Annotated in this window: 13 protein-coding genes, 1 tRNA gene and 1 pseudogene; 4 read left to right on the top strand and 11 right to left on the bottom strand. The window is 60.9% G+C overall.

The window, feature by feature from the left end:
* Nucleotides 1-24 precede the first annotated feature (24 nt).
* The gene (locus BMZ42_RS09525) at nucleotides 25-2,355 is read right to left on the bottom strand and encodes a Tex family protein (protein ID WP_091521523.1); all 2,331 of its coding nucleotides are present in this window, start codon (nucleotides 2,353-2,355) and stop codon (nucleotides 25-27) included.
* Between the two features lie 125 nt (nucleotides 2,356-2,480).
* Between BMZ42_RS09525 and BMZ42_RS17985 the strand changes: the two genes are divergently transcribed.
* Nucleotides 2,481-2,633: a hypothetical protein gene (locus BMZ42_RS17985; RefSeq protein WP_175556686.1), complete on the top strand. Its 153-nt coding sequence runs from the start codon at nucleotides 2,481-2,483 to the stop codon at nucleotides 2,631-2,633.
* 152 nt (nucleotides 2,634-2,785) lie between these two features.
* Nucleotides 2,786-3,718 carry a lysylphosphatidylglycerol synthase transmembrane domain-containing protein gene (locus tag BMZ42_RS09515; protein WP_091521519.1) on the top strand — a complete coding sequence of 311 codons (933 nt, stop codon included), beginning with the start codon at nucleotides 2,786-2,788 and terminating at the stop codon, nucleotides 3,716-3,718.
* Nucleotides 3,719-3,861: 143 nt separating this feature from the next.
* On the opposite strand, the gene mnhG is transcribed toward BMZ42_RS09515, so the two are convergent.
* The 8 genes from mnhG to BMZ42_RS09475 all read right to left on the bottom strand — a co-directional run bounded on the left by mnhG (nucleotide 3,862) and on the right by BMZ42_RS09475 (nucleotide 13,002).
* On the bottom strand, nucleotides 3,862-4,242 hold the full coding sequence (mnhG, locus tag BMZ42_RS09510) for a monovalent cation/H(+) antiporter subunit G (protein ID WP_091521516.1): 381 nt from the start codon (nucleotides 4,240-4,242) through the stop codon (nucleotides 3,862-3,864).
* Nucleotides 4,239-4,520 (bottom strand): K+/H+ antiporter subunit F, encoded by a 282-nt coding sequence (locus tag BMZ42_RS09505; protein ID WP_091521514.1) that lies wholly within the window; start codon nucleotides 4,518-4,520, stop codon nucleotides 4,239-4,241. The genes mnhG and BMZ42_RS09505 overlap by 4 nt, the downstream gene beginning before the upstream one ends.
* Nucleotides 4,517-5,002, bottom strand: coding sequence for a Na+/H+ antiporter subunit E (locus tag BMZ42_RS09500; RefSeq protein ID WP_091521511.1), 486 nt, complete (start codon nucleotides 5,000-5,002; stop codon nucleotides 4,517-4,519). The genes BMZ42_RS09505 and BMZ42_RS09500 overlap by 4 nt, the downstream gene beginning before the upstream one ends.
* On the bottom strand, nucleotides 4,999-6,636 hold the full coding sequence (locus tag BMZ42_RS09495; protein ID WP_244523217.1) for a monovalent cation/H+ antiporter subunit D: 1,638 nt from the start codon (nucleotides 6,634-6,636) through the stop codon (nucleotides 4,999-5,001). The genes BMZ42_RS09500 and BMZ42_RS09495 overlap by 4 nt, the downstream gene beginning before the upstream one ends.
* A gap of 2 nt (nucleotides 6,637-6,638) precedes the next feature.
* Nucleotides 6,639-6,983, bottom strand: coding sequence for a Na+/H+ antiporter subunit C (locus tag BMZ42_RS09490; protein WP_091521501.1), 345 nt, complete (start codon nucleotides 6,981-6,983; stop codon nucleotides 6,639-6,641).
* Nucleotides 6,983-9,895: a monovalent cation/H+ antiporter subunit A gene (locus BMZ42_RS09485; RefSeq protein WP_091521499.1), complete on the bottom strand. Its 2,913-nt coding sequence runs from the start codon at nucleotides 9,893-9,895 to the stop codon at nucleotides 6,983-6,985. The genes BMZ42_RS09490 and BMZ42_RS09485 overlap by 1 nt, the downstream gene beginning before the upstream one ends.
* A gap of 140 nt (nucleotides 9,896-10,035) precedes the next feature.
* A complete protein-coding gene (locus BMZ42_RS09480; protein WP_091521496.1) occupies nucleotides 10,036-11,214 on the bottom strand; it encodes an AI-2E family transporter in 1,179 nt (392 codons plus the stop codon).
* Nucleotides 11,215-11,358: 144 nt separating this feature from the next.
* Nucleotides 11,359-13,002 (bottom strand): GMC family oxidoreductase, encoded by a 1,644-nt coding sequence (locus BMZ42_RS09475; RefSeq protein WP_091521846.1) that lies wholly within the window; start codon nucleotides 13,000-13,002, stop codon nucleotides 11,359-11,361.
* Nucleotides 13,003-13,203: 201 nt separating this feature from the next.
* Between BMZ42_RS09475 and BMZ42_RS09470 the strand changes: the two genes are divergently transcribed.
* A tRNA-Ser gene (locus BMZ42_RS09470) sits at nucleotides 13,204-13,294 on the top strand.
* Between the two features lie 377 nt (nucleotides 13,295-13,671).
* Here BMZ42_RS09470 and BMZ42_RS09465 read toward each other — a convergent pair.
* Both BMZ42_RS09465 and BMZ42_RS09460 read right to left on the bottom strand, forming a co-directional pair.
* A complete protein-coding gene (locus BMZ42_RS09465; RefSeq protein WP_091521494.1) occupies nucleotides 13,672-16,635 on the bottom strand; it encodes a type I restriction endonuclease subunit R in 2,964 nt (987 codons plus the stop codon).
* Nucleotides 16,632-17,204, bottom strand: a complete 573-nt coding sequence (locus BMZ42_RS09460) for a restriction endonuclease subunit S (RefSeq protein ID WP_091521492.1) — start codon at nucleotides 17,202-17,204, stop codon at nucleotides 16,632-16,634. Before BMZ42_RS09460 ends, BMZ42_RS09465 begins: the two co-directional genes overlap by 4 nt.
* Before the next feature lie 164 nt (nucleotides 17,205-17,368).
* Between BMZ42_RS09460 and BMZ42_RS09455 the strand changes: the two are divergent.
* Nucleotides 17,369-17,602: pseudogene (locus BMZ42_RS09455) on the top strand (IS21 family transposase); the annotation flags it as partial.

The raw sequence follows: 17,602 nt of genomic DNA, 5'->3' as shown, positions 1-17,602 counted from the left end.
GACCTTCGCATTCAGTGCCAAGCGTTATTTGCGTTTGAACGCATCCGCCAGCGCAGCGCCAAACGCGCCCATCGATGTTCCACTATCGCGGCCGCCAGCGGACTTGCGATCATTGTTGCGCGGATTGCCGGCAGGCTTGCGAATATCGCCGCGCCCGGCTGGACGCACATCGTCAGCAGCATCCTTGCGCATGCTCAGGGCAATCCGCTTGCGCTTCACATCGACATCGACGACGCGCACTTTCACCACGTCGCCGGCCTTCACCACCTCATGCGCATCCTTGATGAAGCGATCCGCAAGTTGCGACACGTGAACGAGGCCGTCCTGATGCACACCGATGTCCACGAACGCACCAAAGGCGGCGACGTTGGTGACGGTCCCTTCCAGCATCATTCCGACCTTGAGATCGTTGATGTCGTCGACGCCGTCAGCAAAAGTTGCAGTCCTGAACTCCGGACGCGGGTCGCGACCGGGCTTTTCCAGTTCAGCGATGATGTCCCGGACGGTCGGAAGGCCAAACTTGTCATCGACGAAGCTGCGCGGATCAATCGAGCGCAGCGCGGTCGGATCGCTCATCAGCGCGCGCAGGTCGCGCCCGCAGGCCGTGACGATCTTTCGCGCAACGCCATAGGCCTCGGGGTGAACCGCAGACGCGTCCAGCGGCTCGGTACCATCCCGAATGCGCAGGAAGCCGGCGCACTGCTCGAAGGCACGCGGTCCAAGGCGACTGACTTTCAGAAGCTCGCGGCGGCTGGCGAACGGACCATTTGCGTCACGGTGCAGCACAATTGCCTCCGCCAGCGAAGAGCTGAGGCCAGAGACATGGGCCAGCAGTGCCGCTGAAGCTGTATTCAGATCGACACCGACAGCGTTCACCGCATCTTCGACCACCGCGTCGAGGCTGCGTCCGAGATTGTGCTGGTCAACATCGTGCTGATACTGGCCGACGCCAATTGCCTTCGGCTCGATCTTCACCAGTTCAGCAAGCGGATCCTGCAGGCGGCGGGCAATCGACACCGCACCGCGCAACGACACGTCAAGGTTGGGAAACTCGGCAGCGGCGGCAGCTGACGCAGAATAGACCGACGCCCCCGCTTCACTGACGATCACCTTCAGCGGCTTCTTGCCATCGGGCTGCGCCGGAAGCGCGGCAAGCAGATCAGCAACGAGCTTTTCGGTTTCCCGGCTACCGGTGCCGTTGCCAATCGCGATCAGCTCGACCTTGTGCTTCACGATCAAGGTGGCCAGTTCCGCCTGCGCGCCACGCACATCGTTGCGCGGCTGGAACGGATAGACCGTCGAGGTGTCGAGCAGCTTACCGGTCCCGTCCACGACCGCGACCTTGACGCCGGTGCGGATGCCGGGGTCCAGCCCGAGGGTCGCGCGGGCACCAGCGGGGGCCGCAAGAAGCAGATCCTTCAGGTTGCGGGCGAACACCCTGATCGCCTCATCTTCGGCCCGTTCGCGCAATTCACGCATCAGATCCAGCGACAAGGACAAGGACAGCTTCACGCGCCACGTCCAGCCGGCGACCTCCATCAGCCATTTGTCACCATCTTGCTGGCGACCGATGCTGAAGGCGTCCGCGATCATACGCTCGACCGGTTTGACCGCCGAGGTGTCGTCAGCGTCGACCTCGATCCCGACTGACAGCACTTCTTCGTTGCGGCCGCGCAGCATCGCCAGCGCACGATGGCTCGGCGCAGTGGCCCAACGCTCGACATGGTCGAAATAATCGGAAAACTTCGCACCCGCCTCCTCCTTGCCGGCAACCACCGCAGCACGAAGGAACGCGCGCTCGCGCATATAGGAGCGGAGTTTGCCAACGAGATCGGCATTTTCGGCGATCTGCTCGGCAATGATGTCGCGTGCGCCGTCCAGCGCTGTCTTCACGTCGGGAACATCGGCAGTGAGATAGCTGGCAGCCAGATCGGCCGGACGCGCGGCACGGTTTGCCCAGATTGCTTCGGCCAGCGGACCCAGCCCACGCTCGCGCGCGATCTCGGCTCGCGTACGGCGCTTCGGCTTATAAGGAAGATAGATGTCTTCCAGTTCAGCCTTGGTGCTGACGGCTGCAAGGCGCGCCTCAAGCTCTTCGGTCAGCTTGCCCTGCGAGCGGATCGATTCGACGATGGTGCTGCGGCGCGCGTCCATCTCACGCAGATAGGACAGGCGTTCGGCGAGCAAGCGCAGCTGCGTGTCGTCCAGTCCGCCGGTCACTTCCTTTCGATAGCGCGCGATAAACGGCACCGAAGCGCCTTCATCCAGAAGGGTGATCGCCGCAAGCGCCTGATCGGCCCGCGCGTTGATTTCGGTAGCGATGAGTGTGCTGAGGCGCTTGGTGTCGGTGGCCATGTTGATCCATTACGTCAGAAAATCGCCGTGAACATAGGGCTTACAGCTCCAGCTTCCAACCATCCAGGAGGTGCTTCGTCCACAGGAAGCGCAAGTTTGCGAGCGCAAATGCGAAGGAGTGGCCATTGTCGGAAACCCGCACAAAATATGCCAGCAGGCGAGAAGGCGATCCTGCGGACGCGCATTTGTCGGCAAATTTCGCCGGCTTTGCCCGCACCCTGCAGAAATCGCTTGTTTCCTTAACCATTACCGTTTTTACAATGCGTTACATCTCGTGACTGATGCCGCGCCAAAACGTGGGAATCTCACCAGTTTTGCGGTCCGGTCGGTCTCTTTCGATTGTCAGCAAAGACGTGAGGACGCAGCCGAAAGTGCGTGATGAGAGTAAAGCGGCGCCGTGCGAATGGCGTCAGCGAGAGGATAATGACGGTTGAACGCGAAAAAATACATCTGGCCGGCAGTCGGTTTTGCGGCAGTAATCTTCTCGATCTGGCTTCTCTATCACGAACTGCGCGGTCTTTCTCTGGACGAGCTTTGGGACAGTCTCATGGCCATCTCGGGCAAGGACTGGACGCTTGCCATCTGCGCCACCCTGCTCGCCTACGGTGCGCTGGCCGGATATGATCGCCTGGCGCTTATGCATCTGGGCCGCAAGGTGAACTGGCTGTTCGTCACGGTGTGCTCCTTCACCACCTATGCGCTCTCTCACAATATCGGAGCCTCGGTTTTCTCCGGTTCCGTTGTACGCTACCGCGCCTACACCGCCAAAGGGCTGAGCGGTGCTGAAGTCGGCGTGCTCGTCGCGTTCTGCTCGTTCACCTTCGCGCTCGGCACAATCATGCTGACGGGGATCGTCTTCCTGCTGGAGCCAGCCCTGTTCGAACGGTTTGTCGATGTCATGCCCATGGCGGCATCGTCGGCGACCGGGATCTTTCTGCTGATGCTCGTGGCGATTTATGTCATCGGCAGCGCGCTGCACTTCAAGCCACTTCGCCTCGGCAGCCTGCAGGTTCACTATCCGCGCCTGCCAATCGTGGCGCGTCAATTGCTGGTCGCGCCGCTGGAGCTGATCGGCGCTGCGGCGATCATCTATTTCGTGCTGCCCGAAGCGGGAAACCCCGGATATCTCGTCATCCTGGGTATTTTCCTGATCTCCTTCTCGGCCGCGCTGCTGTCGAACGCGCCGGGCGGACTTGGCGTGCTGGAGCTGGTCTTCATCACCGGCCTTCCGGAGATGGACCCGGCCGACGTACTGGCCGCACTGCTTGTGTTCAGGCTGCTCTACCTGATCATCCCGCTCATCATGGCGCTCTTCGTGGTGATCGGCTTCGAGCGCACGCAGCTCGGACATTCGAAGGAATGACACTCAGTCCAGTTCCTAAAGCGCGTCGCCATCTTTCAGCTTCGCACCTTGCGCTTTAGCGCCTTGTTTTAACGTATGTCTTTGTCCGCAAACCGGTTCCCACTTTCGGGGAGACATGCTTCAACAGCGGATCGGAGCTGGATTTAGCGGCGCTCGGTATCGCGCCGCCCGCTGAGAGGGGCATCCATCGGCGGGACGCCTGGGTTTCCTTCGGAGCGATCGCGATAGAGCGTCGCGCGACCCAGCAGCATCAGTGTCACCGGCGTCGTCACCGTCACAAAGATCCCGATCAGGATCTCGTGGAAGACCGGGCGAGATTGAAGCACCGTAAACAGAATCATCGATGAAATCACGATGCTCGCCGTGCCCCAGCTCGTGCCCAGCGTCGGAGCGTGGATGCGCTCGTAGAAGGACTTGAAGCGATAGAACCCGATTGAGCCAACGAGGGTGAGAAAAGCGCCCAACAGCAGGAATGCCGACACCAGGACGGCAACCCAGACGGGCAGATCAGCGGCATGGCTCATTCGATCACCTCGCCGCGCATGAGGAACTTGGCCAAAGCGCCCGTCGAGACGAAGCCGAGAACGCTGATGATCAGCGAAGCCTCGAAATACATGTCATTGCCGGTTCGAATTCCAAACGACAGCAGCATCAGCATCGAGTTCAGATACAGCGTATCCAGCGCAAGGACGCGGTCCTGCGCGCGCGGCCCGCGCATCATGCGGATCAGGGCAAAGCACATCGCCAGTGCAAGCGCGCCCTGCGCAATCGTGACCGACCAAAGGAGAATTGTGGCGCTCATTCAAAGATCTCCCTCAACAGAAACTCGTAGCGATCCTTGATGGTATCAACCCACGCCTCTTCATCGACCAGATCAAGAACATGCAGCAGGACCGTGCTGCGGGAGGAATCGTAGTCCATCCACGCCGTTCCCGGCGTACTCGTGACAATCACCGACAGGATCGCCAGACCGATGGGGTCGCGCAGTTCAAGCGGAATGTTCACGAAACCGGCACGCCGTCCGCGACGGTCGCCGGTGACGATGATCTTCACCACTTCGATATTCGACAGCACGATGTCGTACAGCACAATGCCGATCAGCTTTGGAATCAGATCCCAGCGGCGCAGGCGCGGACTGGCGGGATGCAGCGCGGCAAGCCCCTGCCCTGCGAGCAAGGCGACGCCGATGCCGACGATGAATTGTCCGACAGTGAAGCCGGCCAGCAGCAGCCACATCAGCAGCAGCGATGCCATCATCAGCGGATAAGGGATGAGCCGCCTCATTGCCCGGCCTCCGGTGTCGCGCGTTCGACCCGTGGCGCCTGCATGACGCCCTCAACATAGGACCGCGGATCATGCAGGCTTGCGGCGGTCGCCTCCATGAAGCGCATGATCGGCCCGGCCTGAATGGTGATTGCCAGCGTCAGAGCCAGGAGCACGCCGACCGGGATGATCTCGACCAACAGCACGCGGGGAACATTTTCCTCCACCGGCGCCCAGAAGGCACGGATGCCGGCGCGACTGATCGAAATCATCGCCGCAAAACCGGAAATGATCAGCATCGCCGAGAACCACCACGCCATGGATGAGATCTCGCCGCCATTGCCCATGCCGACCGGGTTCAGCGCCGCTGTCAACATGACAAATTTGGCGACGAAGCCGGATAGTGGCGGAAAGCCAGCGACGAGAATGCCGCACACGGCAAAGCTGATGCCGAGCAAAGCAAGCGTGCCGGGGATGGCGACGCCAACCTCCTCGTCGAACTCTTCGTCCTCCTCGCCTTCGCCAAAGGCCTCCATCGTCACGGCAAGAACGTTCGCGACCGCGTCCTGACCGCGCTCGACCAGCTCGATCAGCAAAAACAGGGCACTGACGGCAAGCGTCGAACTGGCGAGGTAATAGAGCGCACCCGCCGTGACATCGACCTGGAGCAGCCCCATCGCGGCCAGCAAGGTTCCCGACGAGACCAGCACCGAGAAACCGGCGAGACGGCCCAAAGCCTGGGATGCCAGCACCCCGATCGTGCCGAACACGATGGTTGCCATGCCGCCGACGAAAAGGAAATTGGCGCCGAACCCGCTGACGCTGGAGCCGGTTCCGTCGAAGAACAGCGGAGACAGGCGCAGGATCACATAGACCCCGACCTTCGTCATGATCGCAAAGATCGCCGCAACGGGAGCCGGTGCAGCGGTGTAGGCAGTGGGCAGCCAGAACGCCAGCGGCCACATCCCCGCCTTGATGAGGAAGGCAATTCCGAGAATGGCAGCGCCCGCTTCCAGAAGCATCTGGTTTTCCGGCGCGACATGGGGAATGCGCAGCGACAGATCAGCCATGTTCAGCGTACCGGTGACGCCGTAGATCATGGCCACACCGATGAGGAACAGCAGCGCCGCCAGAAGGTTCATGGCGATATAGTGCAGGCCCGCGCGCACGCGCTGCGTGCCGGAGCCATGCAGCATCAGGCCATAGGAAGCGGCCAGCATCACCTCGAAAAACACGAACAGGTTGAACAGGTCACCTGTCAGGAAAGCGCCGTTCAGCCCCATGAGCAAGAACAGGAACAAGGTGTGATAGTGCGGACCGGCCTTGTTCCACCGCCCTGCCGCAAACAGCAGCGAAGGCAGTGAAATGACTGCGGTCAGCACGAGCATCATCGCCGACAGCCGGTCCAGAACCAGCACGATGGCAAAGGGCGGCGGCCAATTGCCCAGGAGATAGACCACGACGCGACCATCATCCGCCACGCCATCGGCATGCGTGATGCGCAGCAGCGCAATCGATACCACCAGCAGCGCAACGGCGGTCAGCATCGAGATCGTCGCCTTCAGACGGCGTTCGCGATCATCGAAGAGCAACAGCAATGCACCCGCCACAAGCGGGATGATGATCGGTGCAATGATGAGATGTTCGGGGGCCATGATCAACGCTCCGGCTCCCTGCCATCAACATGGTCAGTGCCGGTCAGGCCGCGCGCGGCGAGCAGAACCACCAGAAAAAGCGCGGTGGTGGCAAAGCCGATGACGATTGCGGTGAGCACAAGAGCCTGTGGCAACGGATCGGCATAAGCCGCAGGATCCACCGTCCCCGCGCCGGGCAGGACCGGAGGCCGGTCGACCACAAGTCGGCCCATCGAAAAGATGAACAGGTTGACCGCATAGGAAAGCAGGCTCAGGCCGATAATGACCTGATAGGTGCGCGGACGCAGGATCAGCCAGACGCCGGAGCTGACGAGAAAGCCGATACCGAGAGCAAGCACGAGTTCCATCAGCCCTCCTCCGCCCTGGCGGCTTCGACCGCGCGGGCACGATGACTACGGATGGACTGGTGGGCAATTGCGATCAGCATCAGCACCGTGGCGCCGACGACCAGACCGAACACGCCCAGATCAAACAGCAGGGCAGACGCGGCAGGCATTTTCGCGATGTAAGGAATCTCCACATAGCGGAAGAACGAGGTGAGGAACGGGAACCCGAACAGCCAGGAGCCCATGCCTGTGAAAGCGGCAATCAGCAACCCGAAGCCGATCCATTTCACCGGCAGAATGCGCAGGCGGTCTTCGACCCACCGCGTTCCGCCCGCCAGATACTGAAGCAGGAACCCGATCGCCAGCGCGATGCCGGCAGCAAAGCCGCCACCGGGCAAATCATGACCACGCAGGAAGAGGTAGGCGGAGATGGTGATGATGACCGGGAACATCCATTGCATGATGACGGACGGCACCATCAGATAGTCGCGCACGGTCGCGCCGATCTCCCGGTCTGCGGCAGCATCGTCAAATTCATTCTGGATGCGCTGCTGTTCCGTCACGCCGATACTGTCGAACGCAGGGCGGAAACGACGCAGAAGCGCAAAGACGGTGAGCGCCACGATGCCAAGAACGGTGATCTCACCCAGCGTATCGAAACCGCGGAAGTCGACCAGAATCACGTTGACGACATTGGTGCCGCCGCCTTCGCTGTAGGCGCGCGTCATGAAGAAGTCTGAAATGGTTTCCGGCATGGGCGTCGTCATCATCGTGTAGGCAAGCACCGCCATCCCGGCACCGCTCACCATCGCGAGGATGAAGTCGCGGTGACGGCGCATCCTTGCCGGCGCGGTTACCGAATTGTCGACCGCTTCCAGTCGTTTCGGCAGCCAGCGCAGGCCGAGCAGGATGAGCACGGTGGTGACGATCTCGACAAGCAACTGCGTGACCGCCAAATCCGGGGCCGAGAACCAGACAAATGTGATGCAGGTGACAATGCCCGCGCCGCCCATCAGCACGAGGGCCGCCAGCCGGTGATATTTCGCCTGATACGCCGCCCCCAGCGCGCAGATGATCCCCACGAACCAGATGGCGGCAAACACCGGATCGAAACCTGCCAGTCTGGGAAGCTCCAGCTGGAACCCTCCCCGGAACAGCGGCCACAGGCCCGCGATGAAGGCCAGAAAAACCACCAGTCGAAGTTGCGGCTGAAGACGACGGGTGCCGAAATTGGCTTCCGCCCATCGTGCCATGCGCCAGGAAATCGTCACCAGGATACGTTCGAAAATGCGCTGTCCCTTCAAATTGCGAAGGTAGGGCGCACCATCCACGGACCTCGCCAGATAACGCTGAAGCGCAAGATAGATCAGAAGTCCTCCGACCAGGGCGATCACGCTCATCAGCATCGGCGTGTTGAAGCCGTGCCAGACAGCAAGACTGTATTCCGGCGTCCGACTCCCCAGCACCGCACGCACACCGACATCCAGATAGGGTCCGATGGTCAGGCCCGGCACGATGCCGACGATCAGGCACATCAGCACAAGAAACTCGATGGGCCGGCGCATCCAGTGCGGCGGCTCATGCGGAATACGCGGCAGGTCGACCGGCTTGGGACCAAAGAACACCGTATGGATGAAACGCACCGAATAGGTGACCGCAAACGCGCCGGCGATGGTCGCGACATAGGGTGCAACACCATCGAGCAACGAGCCATGGTGCTGCTCGAGGGTTTCGGCAAAGAACATTTCCTTGGACAGGAAGCCGTTGAGAAGCGGCACACCCGCCATCGCCGCACCTGCCACCATTGCCAGCGTTGCGGTGAACGGCATGAAGGAGAACAGCCCCGACAGCCTGCGCATGTCGCGCGTACCGGCCTCATGGTCGATGATGCCGGCCGCCATGAACAGCGACGCCTTGAACGTGGCGTGATTGATCATGTGGAAGATCGCCGCGACCGCCGCCAGCGGACTGCCCAGGCTCAGAAGCGTCGTGATCAACCCCAGATGGCTGATCGTCGAATAAGCCAGCAGACCTTTCAGATCCTGTTGGAAAATCGCAAAGAATGCGCCCAGCAGCAAGGTCGACATGCCCGCAAAGCCGACAATGAGGAACCATTCATCCGTACCGGAAAGGACCGGCCAAAGTCGCGCGAGCAGAAAAACACCCGCCTTCACCATTGTCGCAGAATGCAGATAGGCCGACACGGGCGTGGGGGCCGCCATCGCATTGGGCAACCAGAAATGAAACGGAAACTGCGCGCTTTTGGTCAGCGCCCCCAAGAGGATCAGAATCAAAGCGGGCGCGTAAAGGTCGTGCTCGCGGATCAGGTTGCCCGATGCCAGCACGTCGTCCAGTTCGTAGCTGCCGACCATGTGCCCGATCATGACCAGACCGACGAGGAGGCAAAGCCCGCCACCGCCGGTGAGCGTCAGCGCCATGCGCGCGCCGTCGCGCGCGGCCTGATTATGGTGCCAGTAGCCGATCAGCAGGAACGAGAAAATGCTGGTCAATTCCCAGAAGATCGCCAGCAAGATCAGGTTTCCGGAAATGACCACGCCCTGCATCGCGCCCATGAATGCCAGCAGGAACGAGAAAAAGCGCGGAATCGGATCCTTTGGCGACATGTAGTAGCGCGCATAAAGCACGACGAGGAAGCCAATGCCGGTAATCAGCATCGTGAACAGCCACGCAAAACCGTCCATGCGCAACGTGAAGCTCAGACCATATTCCGGCAGCCACTCGACCGGCCGGCTGATCACCTCGCCCTGCGCCAGCGTCGGGAAAAAAGAAACCGCAATCGCGAAAGCCGCCAGAGTAATCCCGCCTGAAAGCCAAGCTTCTGAATTACGAGCGCTTCCCGGCAGCATGCTCGCAAGGACGCTGCCCATGAAAGGAAGGACTATCAGTAGCAGTAGAAGGTTGGCTTCGGTCATGAACAACAGAACTAGATTGAGGCTACGGAGACGGGCAAGCCCGGACCTTAGAAATGAAAAGCAACATCAGACCGGTGTCAGTCAACCCACGAATTGCGTGACCTGAACCTTATGATGCCCGCACCTGGGTGAAACGCCCCTCAGGGCGCTGCAGATCCCGTTTCCCGCAATTCGACCGCAGGTGTTTCTGGAAATGCCGGACTTACCTGCGCTGCCCTCATTTCGTGAAGCCATTCGCGCCAGACAGCGACCAGAAGCGCCATCAGGACAGGACCGATAAACAGTCCCAGGAAACCCATCGTCTTGACCCCGCCGATGAGGCCAAAAAATGTCGGCAAAAACGGCAGCTTGATCGGTCCGCCAACCAGTCGCGGACGCAACGTCTTGTCGACGATGAACAATTCGGTCGCGCCCCATGCAAAAAGCGCAAGACCAGCCACCGGTGAGCCCGAAGCAATCAGGTAGAGCGAGACCAGCGTGAATGACAGCGGCGCGCCGCCCGGAATCAGCGCCATCACACCCGTGATCACGCCCAGCGTCACCGGAGAAGGAACTCCGGCAATCCAGTAGGCCACGCCGAGCACGATCCCCTCGCCGATCGCGATCAGGGTCATGCCCATGACTGTCGAACTGATCGTCGCAGGAACGACGCGGGAGATGCGGCTCCAACGTACCGGCAAGATGCGCTCACCCAGCGTGTCGACCTGCCCGGCAAACTTTTCGCCGTCCTTATAGACGAAGAAGAGCGCGATCATCATGAACAGCAAGGTCAGCATCAGATCGAACAAGCCGGTTCCCGCCGCAAGAACGGCGCGATAGATGCTGCCGATATTGGCACCGCTGACGATCTGCACCAGTTCGCCGATGGCGCCCGGATGTCCGATATAGCGGTACCATTGCTCATCGACCCACTGGCCAACCCCCGGCAGCGTCGCCATCCAGCCGGGCGTCTCTGAACCGGTGCGGTTGGTCTCCACGGCCCAGTTGAACCAGACGCCCACTTCCGTGATCGTGTAGCTGACCGCCATCACCAGCGGGACGATCAGAAACGCCAGGATCAGGAGAATTGCGATCGTCGCGGCAAGCGGCCGGTTGCCGCCGCAGCGGCGCAGGATGTCGCTGTAGATCGGCCAGCTGGCAAAGCCGATGACCAGGGCGGCCAGAACCGGCACCAGAAAGCCATGGAAGAAGTACACGCCGGCCGCCAGCACCAACACGAGCAACCATCGAGCGACCGAAATCGGCGCGATCAAAGCGACGCGGTTCGGCGAGGCAGTGCCGAGCCATCTCGGCTCCGAGGGCTGTTCGTTAGGCTTCATGCTCTGGCGATACTCCCGAATTGGCGTTGGCATCCTGTTTTTGGATCAACACCATGACACCTGTTTGTGTTGCATCCGCTATCAAGGCGGGTCAAGGGGCAGACGATGAATTAGCAGCATCAACGGCAGTTCCACCAAGCGCCATCAAACCCGCTGCCGGTCGCGCCCCGAACGGATCATATCCGCCGCCTTCTCCGCGATCATGACCACGGGCGAAGCCGTGTTGCCGGACACGATGGTCGGCATGATCGAGGCATCGACAATGCGCAGTCCGTCCAGCCCATGAACACGCAGGTCTGGCGCGACGACCGCCTGTGGATCCTGCCCCATGCGGCATGTGCCAACCGGATGAAAGATCGTCGTGGCGATGTTGCCGATTTCGGCCAGCAACTGCTCGTCGGTCTGCTGATGCGGTCCTGGCAGAATCTCCGCAGGAGCGTATCGCGCCAGCGCCGCTGCCGTCATGATCTGCCGGGCCTGACGCACCGAGCGCAATGCCACGTCGCGGTCACGTGGAGCCGACAGATAATTCAGGTGAATGTCCGGCTGCTCCGCCACATCGGTGGTTCTGAGATGGACCGTCCCGCGGCTGTCGGGCCGCAGATTGCAGACCGACACGGTGATGGCCGGGAACGCATGCAACGGATCGCCCAGCCGATCGGTCGAGAGCGGCTGCACGTGATATTCAAGATCGGGCGTCGCAAGCGACGGATCGGACTTGGTGAACATGCCGAACTGGCTCGGGGCCATCGACATCGGACCATTCTGCATCAGGGCGTAACGCATCCCGATCATCGCCTTGCCAACACGGCTGTTGAACATCGTGTTCAGCGTCTTCGCGCCATTGACCTTGTAGACGGTGCGAATCTGGAGATGGTCCTGCAGGTTTTCGCCGATTCCATCGCTTTGATGCGTCACGTCGATGCCCAGCCGGCCAAGAATATCGGGACGGCCGATGCCCGACAATTCGAGTATCTTGGGGGAGTTGATCGCGCCTGCCGCCAGCAGCACTTCCGCGCGCGCTTTGGCGACATAGGTCTGGCCACCGTGTGAAAACTCCACTCCGGTGACGCGCTTTCCTTCCATCACCAGACGGCGCGCCAGCGCATGGGTGACGAGACGCAGATTGCCGCGCCGAAGCGCCGGCCGCAAGAAACCCTTCGCGGTGTTCCAGCGCAATCCGCGCCTCTGATTGACCTCGAAGAAGCCGGAGCCCTCATTATCGCCATCGTTGAAATCGGCGCGCGGCATGATGCCAAACTCCTGCGCGCCAGCCTGGACGGCATGAAGGATGTCCCAGGTCAGCCTTTGCCGGGCGACCTTCCATTCGCCGCCAGCGCCGTGATGTTGCGATGCGCCGCCATGGTGATCTTCAGATTTGAGGAAATAGGGCAGCACGTCGTCCCAGCCCCATCCCGCATTGCCCATCTGACGCCAGCCATCATAATCGGCCGCCTGCCCTCTCATGTAGATCATGCCATTGACGGACGAGCAGCCGCCCAGAACCTTGCCCCGCGGATAGACCAGCGACCTTCCATTCAGGCCGGGTTCGGCGGCGGTCTTCATCATCCAGTCGGTACGCGGATTTCCGATGCAATAAAGGTAGCCGACGGGAATATGCACCCAGTGATAATTGTCGCTCCCGCCCGCCTCCAGCAACAGCACGCGATTGTTCGAATCCGCCGTAAGGCGATTGGCAAGGACACAGCCCGCCGTCCCCGCGCCGAGGATCACATAATCGAAATCGCCCTCAAACCGCGCCGCTTCGGTCAATTGACTGCCTCCCATCCAGTTCGATTCGTCCGCCCGCATGTCCACCGGGCGTGCAAAGGCGGTCTTTTCCCGAGAGATGGCGCATTTGCGGATTTACGATACGGAAACCCATATCCGCACTCAACTGCCTGAATCGGTGCGCAATTGCGAAACGACGCAGATATCCGCACAAAAGCGCTTGTGTTCCTTAAGCGCGCGGGTTAGTGGGGCGTCCGTGGAGAGGTGGCCGAGTGGTCGAAGGCGCTCCCCTGCTAAGGGAGTAGAGGTCAAAAGCTTCTCGAGGGTTCGAATCCCTTCCTCTCCGCCAGCCAACTTGTTGGAATCATTCTCTAATTTGAAATTGCCAGCCGGAACAGCGCGGAACTGCGGGTTATCGGGCCAAAGCTGTTGACTGCGCCACCTGCCCGAATCGCTGATTTCGTTCTCTCTCCGCCGATATTCTCCAAAGCTCCTGACTGCGCGGATTGGGTACGGAGATGTAAGTCGCTGTAATTGCGTCGTTATTTTCTTTGGTTTATCCGTACTTTTGTTACGCGATTCGGCATGAGAGGGAATCTGAAGTCCAATTTGCGGGGTGGTGATCGTCGCTTATGGCGGACAGCACACGACGCTCGTCGCTTGTCTGGTAGTCCTCAACACCGAGCTCCATCGAAAACACCGCATTATCGAGCAATTCCTTCATGTTCAGTAATACTCGCGAATGTAGCCGTATGCCTTCTCGAACAGCTCTGCGTCCTGGTGCAGCTTGTAGCGAAAGAGCGTCTGGCGAAGCGCCTTCTTGACCTCGCGTTCACCCGCGTGCGTGGCTTGCCAGCCGTCGAACCTGACCGCGCGCACGATCTCGTCGATATCGTCCACGACCCGCTTGACCATCACAGGCGTGTCGCCGTTCCGGGCTTCCTCGAACAACTCCGTCAACGCCGCCTTGCCACGGTCGATGCCCTCTTCTTCCGGCGTCTCGCGTTCGGTCCTCACCACGTCTTTCGCCAGCGCAAGAAGCTCTTTCAGGAAGTCGATCGACAGCAGGAGACCCTGCTGATGCCGGTTCTTCAGGTCCTCCAGGCGCTCGCCCAGCGCCCTGAACTTCGGATTCCCCGCATGCTTCCGTAGACGGCCCGCCAGCTTGACCGAGATTTCCTTGGCCTTCTTTTCCGGGTCAGGGTTGCAAAGAACCGCCTCCAGCAGTTCGGCATCCAGAACCAGCGTGTCGAGATCATCCCGCACCGCATCGACATGGACGTTTTCGTGGATCAACTCGATGGTCTTGGCGCCCAGCCGATGCCACAACAGCCGCCCTGTGCCACTGGAGGGCTTCAGCGACTCGTAGACCTGCGCCAGCCAGCGATAATCGGTCTCGTACTGCGTCAGCACCGGATCGGGCGACAGCGCCTCCCAAATACGCGCCAGAACACTGAAATCGGCCGCAAAGGCGTCGCGCAGGTCGTTGTTCGGGATACATTCCTGCGCGGCGATCAGGCCCTCGTAGCCGGTCAGGCTGCGGTCCACGCCCGCGAAATAGGCCAGGCACTTCTGCAGGGCGGTCGGCAGGGTGTTGATCAGCTCGGCGATGTTCGACACCGCCTTTTGCACGCCTTCCTCGTCGAACTTCAGCGCCTGCGCCACGTCGTCGAATATGCCGAGGTAGTCGACGATCAGGCCATGCGTCTTCTGCTCGCCATAGGGACGGTTCGTCCGGCAGATCGCCTGCAAGAGCGTGTGGTCGCGCAGCGGCTTGTCCAGATACATCGTCTGCAGGATCGGCGCATCGAAGCCGGTCAGCAGCTTCGACGTCACGATGATGATCTTCAGCGGGTCCTTCGGGTCGCGGAACCGGTCGAGCAGCTTCTCCTCGGCATCGCGGTCGCGCTTGAAGGCCGCATATTCGGGCTCGCCGCTGTTGACCGAGATCACCACGTCGGACACCTCGGGCGGCAGGTGGCGGTCGAGTTCCTGCTTGTAGAGAAGACAGCTCTCGCGGTCGAAGGTCACCACCTGCGCGCCAAAGCCGTTCGGGGCGACCTTCTCCTTGAAGTGCTTGGCGATGTCGCCGCAAATCGCGCGGATGCGTTCGGGCGCCTTGACCAAGATCGACATCTTGGCAGCGGCCTTGCCCAGCCGATCCCGGTCCTCGTCGGTCAGACCCTGCGTCAGCTCGGCATAGGCCTCCTCGATGGCCTTCTGGTCGATGTGCAGGTCCACCAGGCGCGGCTCGAAATGCAGCTCCTTCGTCGCCCCATCGCGGATCGAGTCGTTCAGACCATAGCGGCTCATGTAGCCGCCATCGTCCGTGTCGGCGCCAAAGGCGTAGAAGGTGTTCTTGTCGGCGCGGTTGATGGGCGTGCCGGTCAGGCCGAACAGGAACGCGTTCGGCAGCGCCTCGCGCATCTTGCGGCCCAGATCGCCTTCCTGCGTTCGGTGCGCCTCGTCCACCAGCACGATGATGTTGTCGCGGTCGTTCAGCACGCCGTCGGCTTCGGCGAACTTGTGGATCGTGGTGATCACCACCTTCCGCGCATCCTTGCCCAGCAGATCGGCAAGTTCCTTGCGGCTTTCCGTGCGCACCATGTTGGCCATGTCGGCGGCATAGAAGGTGCCCGAGATCTGGCTGTCGAGGTCGATGCGGTCCACCACGATCAGCACCGTGGGGTTCTTCAGCGCCGGGTGCAGCCGCAGCTTGCGCGCGGCGAACAGCATGAGCAGCGATTTGCCCGACCCCTGGAAATGCCAGATCAGCCCCTTGCGCGGCTGGCCCGCCACGACCCGCGCGACGATCTTGTTGACGCCGTCCACCTGCTGATAGCGGGCGATGATCTTGATGCGGTGCTTGCCCTTTTGCGTGGCAAAGGCGGTGAAGCTGTCGAGCATGTCGAGCACCATCGCGGGGCGCAGCATCGAGGCGGCGGCCTTTTCCACCTCGCCCAGCGATTGCTTGCCGTCGCCGTCGCGCCAGGGGCCCCACATGTCGACCGGCATCCGGACAGAGCCATAGCGGAACTCCTTGCCCTCGGTCGCGACCGAAAAGATGTTGGGCACGAACAGTTCCGGCACGTTGCGTTCGTAGTCGTCATGCACCTGAATGGCAGCGTCGAGCCAGCTTTGGCTGGACCGCACCGGCGTCTTGGCCTCGATCAGGACCAGCGGAATGCCGTTGACCAGCAGCACCAGATCGGCGCGCTTTTCCGTCTTGCCCGCCCGGATGGTGAACTGCTGGGTGACGACGAAGCTGTTCTTCTCGATCTCGTCGAAGTCGATCAGGCGGATGGTGACGTGTTCGCCATTCGCGCCGAAGGGCATCGACCGTTCGCCCAGAAGCCACGCGGCAAATTCCTCGTTGGCCTTCACCAGCCCGTCCGACCGCGCGCCCATGACGATGGCGCGCAGGCGGTAGAGCACGTCATCGGCCCGGCCGGGGTTGGCGGCGATGTCGGGGTTCAGGCGGATCAGGGCGTCGCGCAGATGGGGTTCGACCAGCACCTCTTGCGGCTGGCGGGGAAGGTCGGCGGGGACGACGTAATGCCAGCCGAGGCCCGCGATCCTGCCGCCCGTGCGGGCGAGGCCGATGGAGAGTTGCGCCGGGCGGGCCGAGGCCGCGCCCGCGAGAAGGTCGCGCAGATGGGCTTCCACGGTGCTGGATTCGGTGAAGGTCATGCGGGCACCTCAAAACTGGCGCGTAACATTTTATGCATGAGCTGCTTCGTTGCGGCCTGCCGCGCTTCGATGGATCGAATCACGCTTTCTGCCGCTGCAAGTTCTTTCGCGATCGCGTCCCGATCCTCTTTGCTTGGCCAAGGAATCGTGAGCGGTCGAAGTACCTCCAGATTTATATTCTTTTGCGCCGTCTGCGTCGCAACCTCAAACTCGAGGTATGGCCTCGTGAAGCGCAAGGTATATTCGAGATAGTCAACGTCGGACGGATCTTTGGGGACGACACCTACTACACTGTCAGTGCAATACGTTTCCGTGGCCGAAATCGCGGTTGCAGCAATCACAGCAGCAATTGTCAGAAAAATGGTCCCTGCAGGGAATGACTTGCTGTATTGCACTCCTTCATCGGAAAGAAACTGAGACGCAGAAAAATCCCTGCCCCTTGCAGCAGCCACGTCTCCGGTCTGCGCGAAAGGATACGGGCCACCGAAGAATTGTGGCAAGTTGCGTGGCCTGTGAGAGAACCTGCCACGATCTACCGACGCAACGTCCGATAGCCTTACAAAGCACATATTGGGTTCATCGTCTTCCTCCCAACCTTGATAGTCGGCCGGTTTGAATGTGATTTTTCATGGAATGAGGACCCTGTTTAAGGGGTGATTTTCGTCCAAACGGGACCCCTTAACGTGGGGTCATCAAAATGCCTCCGGTTTCATCGGAGGCATTTGTGTTTTGGATGTTGATTGTGGAGACGATTGCAAAGATACGCCGGCTTTCGCGGGTTCAGGGCAAGTCGATCAAGGCGATTTGCCGCGAGTTGAAGGTTTCACGGAAAGTGGTGCGCAAGGTGCTGCGCTCGGACGAGACCGAGTTCCGCTACGAGCGCAAGCATCAGCCCTATCCGCGGATGGGGGCATGGCGCGAAGAGCTTGACCGGATGCTGACGACGAACGTGGCCAAGCCCCGGCGG

It is taken from the genome of Aquamicrobium aerolatum DSM 21857 (assembly GCF_900113935.1).
Classification (GTDB): domain Bacteria; phylum Pseudomonadota; class Alphaproteobacteria; order Rhizobiales; family Rhizobiaceae; genus Aerobium; species Aerobium aerolatum.
Note: the sequence above shows the minus strand (reverse complement) of the source record. Positions and strands in the feature narration are given on the sequence as shown.

Coding starts and splice junctions, on each gene's coding strand:
- BMZ42_RS09485 (WP_091521499.1), bottom strand. CDS start 9,895: ATGACCGAAGCCAACCTTCTACTGCTACTGATAGTCCTTCCTTTCATG.
- BMZ42_RS09525 (WP_091521523.1), bottom strand. CDS start 2,355: ATGGCCACCGACACCAAGCGCCTCAGCACACTCATCGCTACCGAAATC.
- BMZ42_RS09460 (WP_091521492.1), bottom strand. CDS start 17,204: ATGTGCTTTGTAAGGCTATCGGACGTTGCGTCGGTAGATCGTGGCAGG.
- BMZ42_RS09495 (WP_244523217.1), bottom strand. CDS start 6,636: ATGGCCCCCGAACATCTCATCATTGCACCGATCATCATCCCGCTTGTG.
- BMZ42_RS09480 (WP_091521496.1), bottom strand. CDS start 11,214: ATGAAGCCTAACGAACAGCCCTCGGAGCCGAGATGGCTCGGCACTGCC.
- mnhG (WP_091521516.1), bottom strand. CDS start 4,242: ATGAGCCATGCCGCTGATCTGCCCGTCTGGGTTGCCGTCCTGGTGTCG.
- BMZ42_RS09475 (WP_091521846.1), bottom strand. CDS start 13,002: ATGGGAGGCAGTCAATTGACCGAAGCGGCGCGGTTTGAGGGCGATTTC.
- BMZ42_RS09465 (WP_091521494.1), bottom strand. CDS start 16,635: ATGACCTTCACCGAATCCAGCACCGTGGAAGCCCATCTGCGCGACCTT.
- BMZ42_RS09490 (WP_091521501.1), bottom strand. CDS start 6,983: ATGGAACTCGTGCTTGCTCTCGGTATCGGCTTTCTCGTCAGCTCCGGC.
- BMZ42_RS09500 (WP_091521511.1), bottom strand. CDS start 5,002: ATGAGGCGGCTCATCCCTTATCCGCTGATGATGGCATCGCTGCTGCTG.
- BMZ42_RS09505 (WP_091521514.1), bottom strand. CDS start 4,520: ATGAGCGCCACAATTCTCCTTTGGTCGGTCACGATTGCGCAGGGCGCG.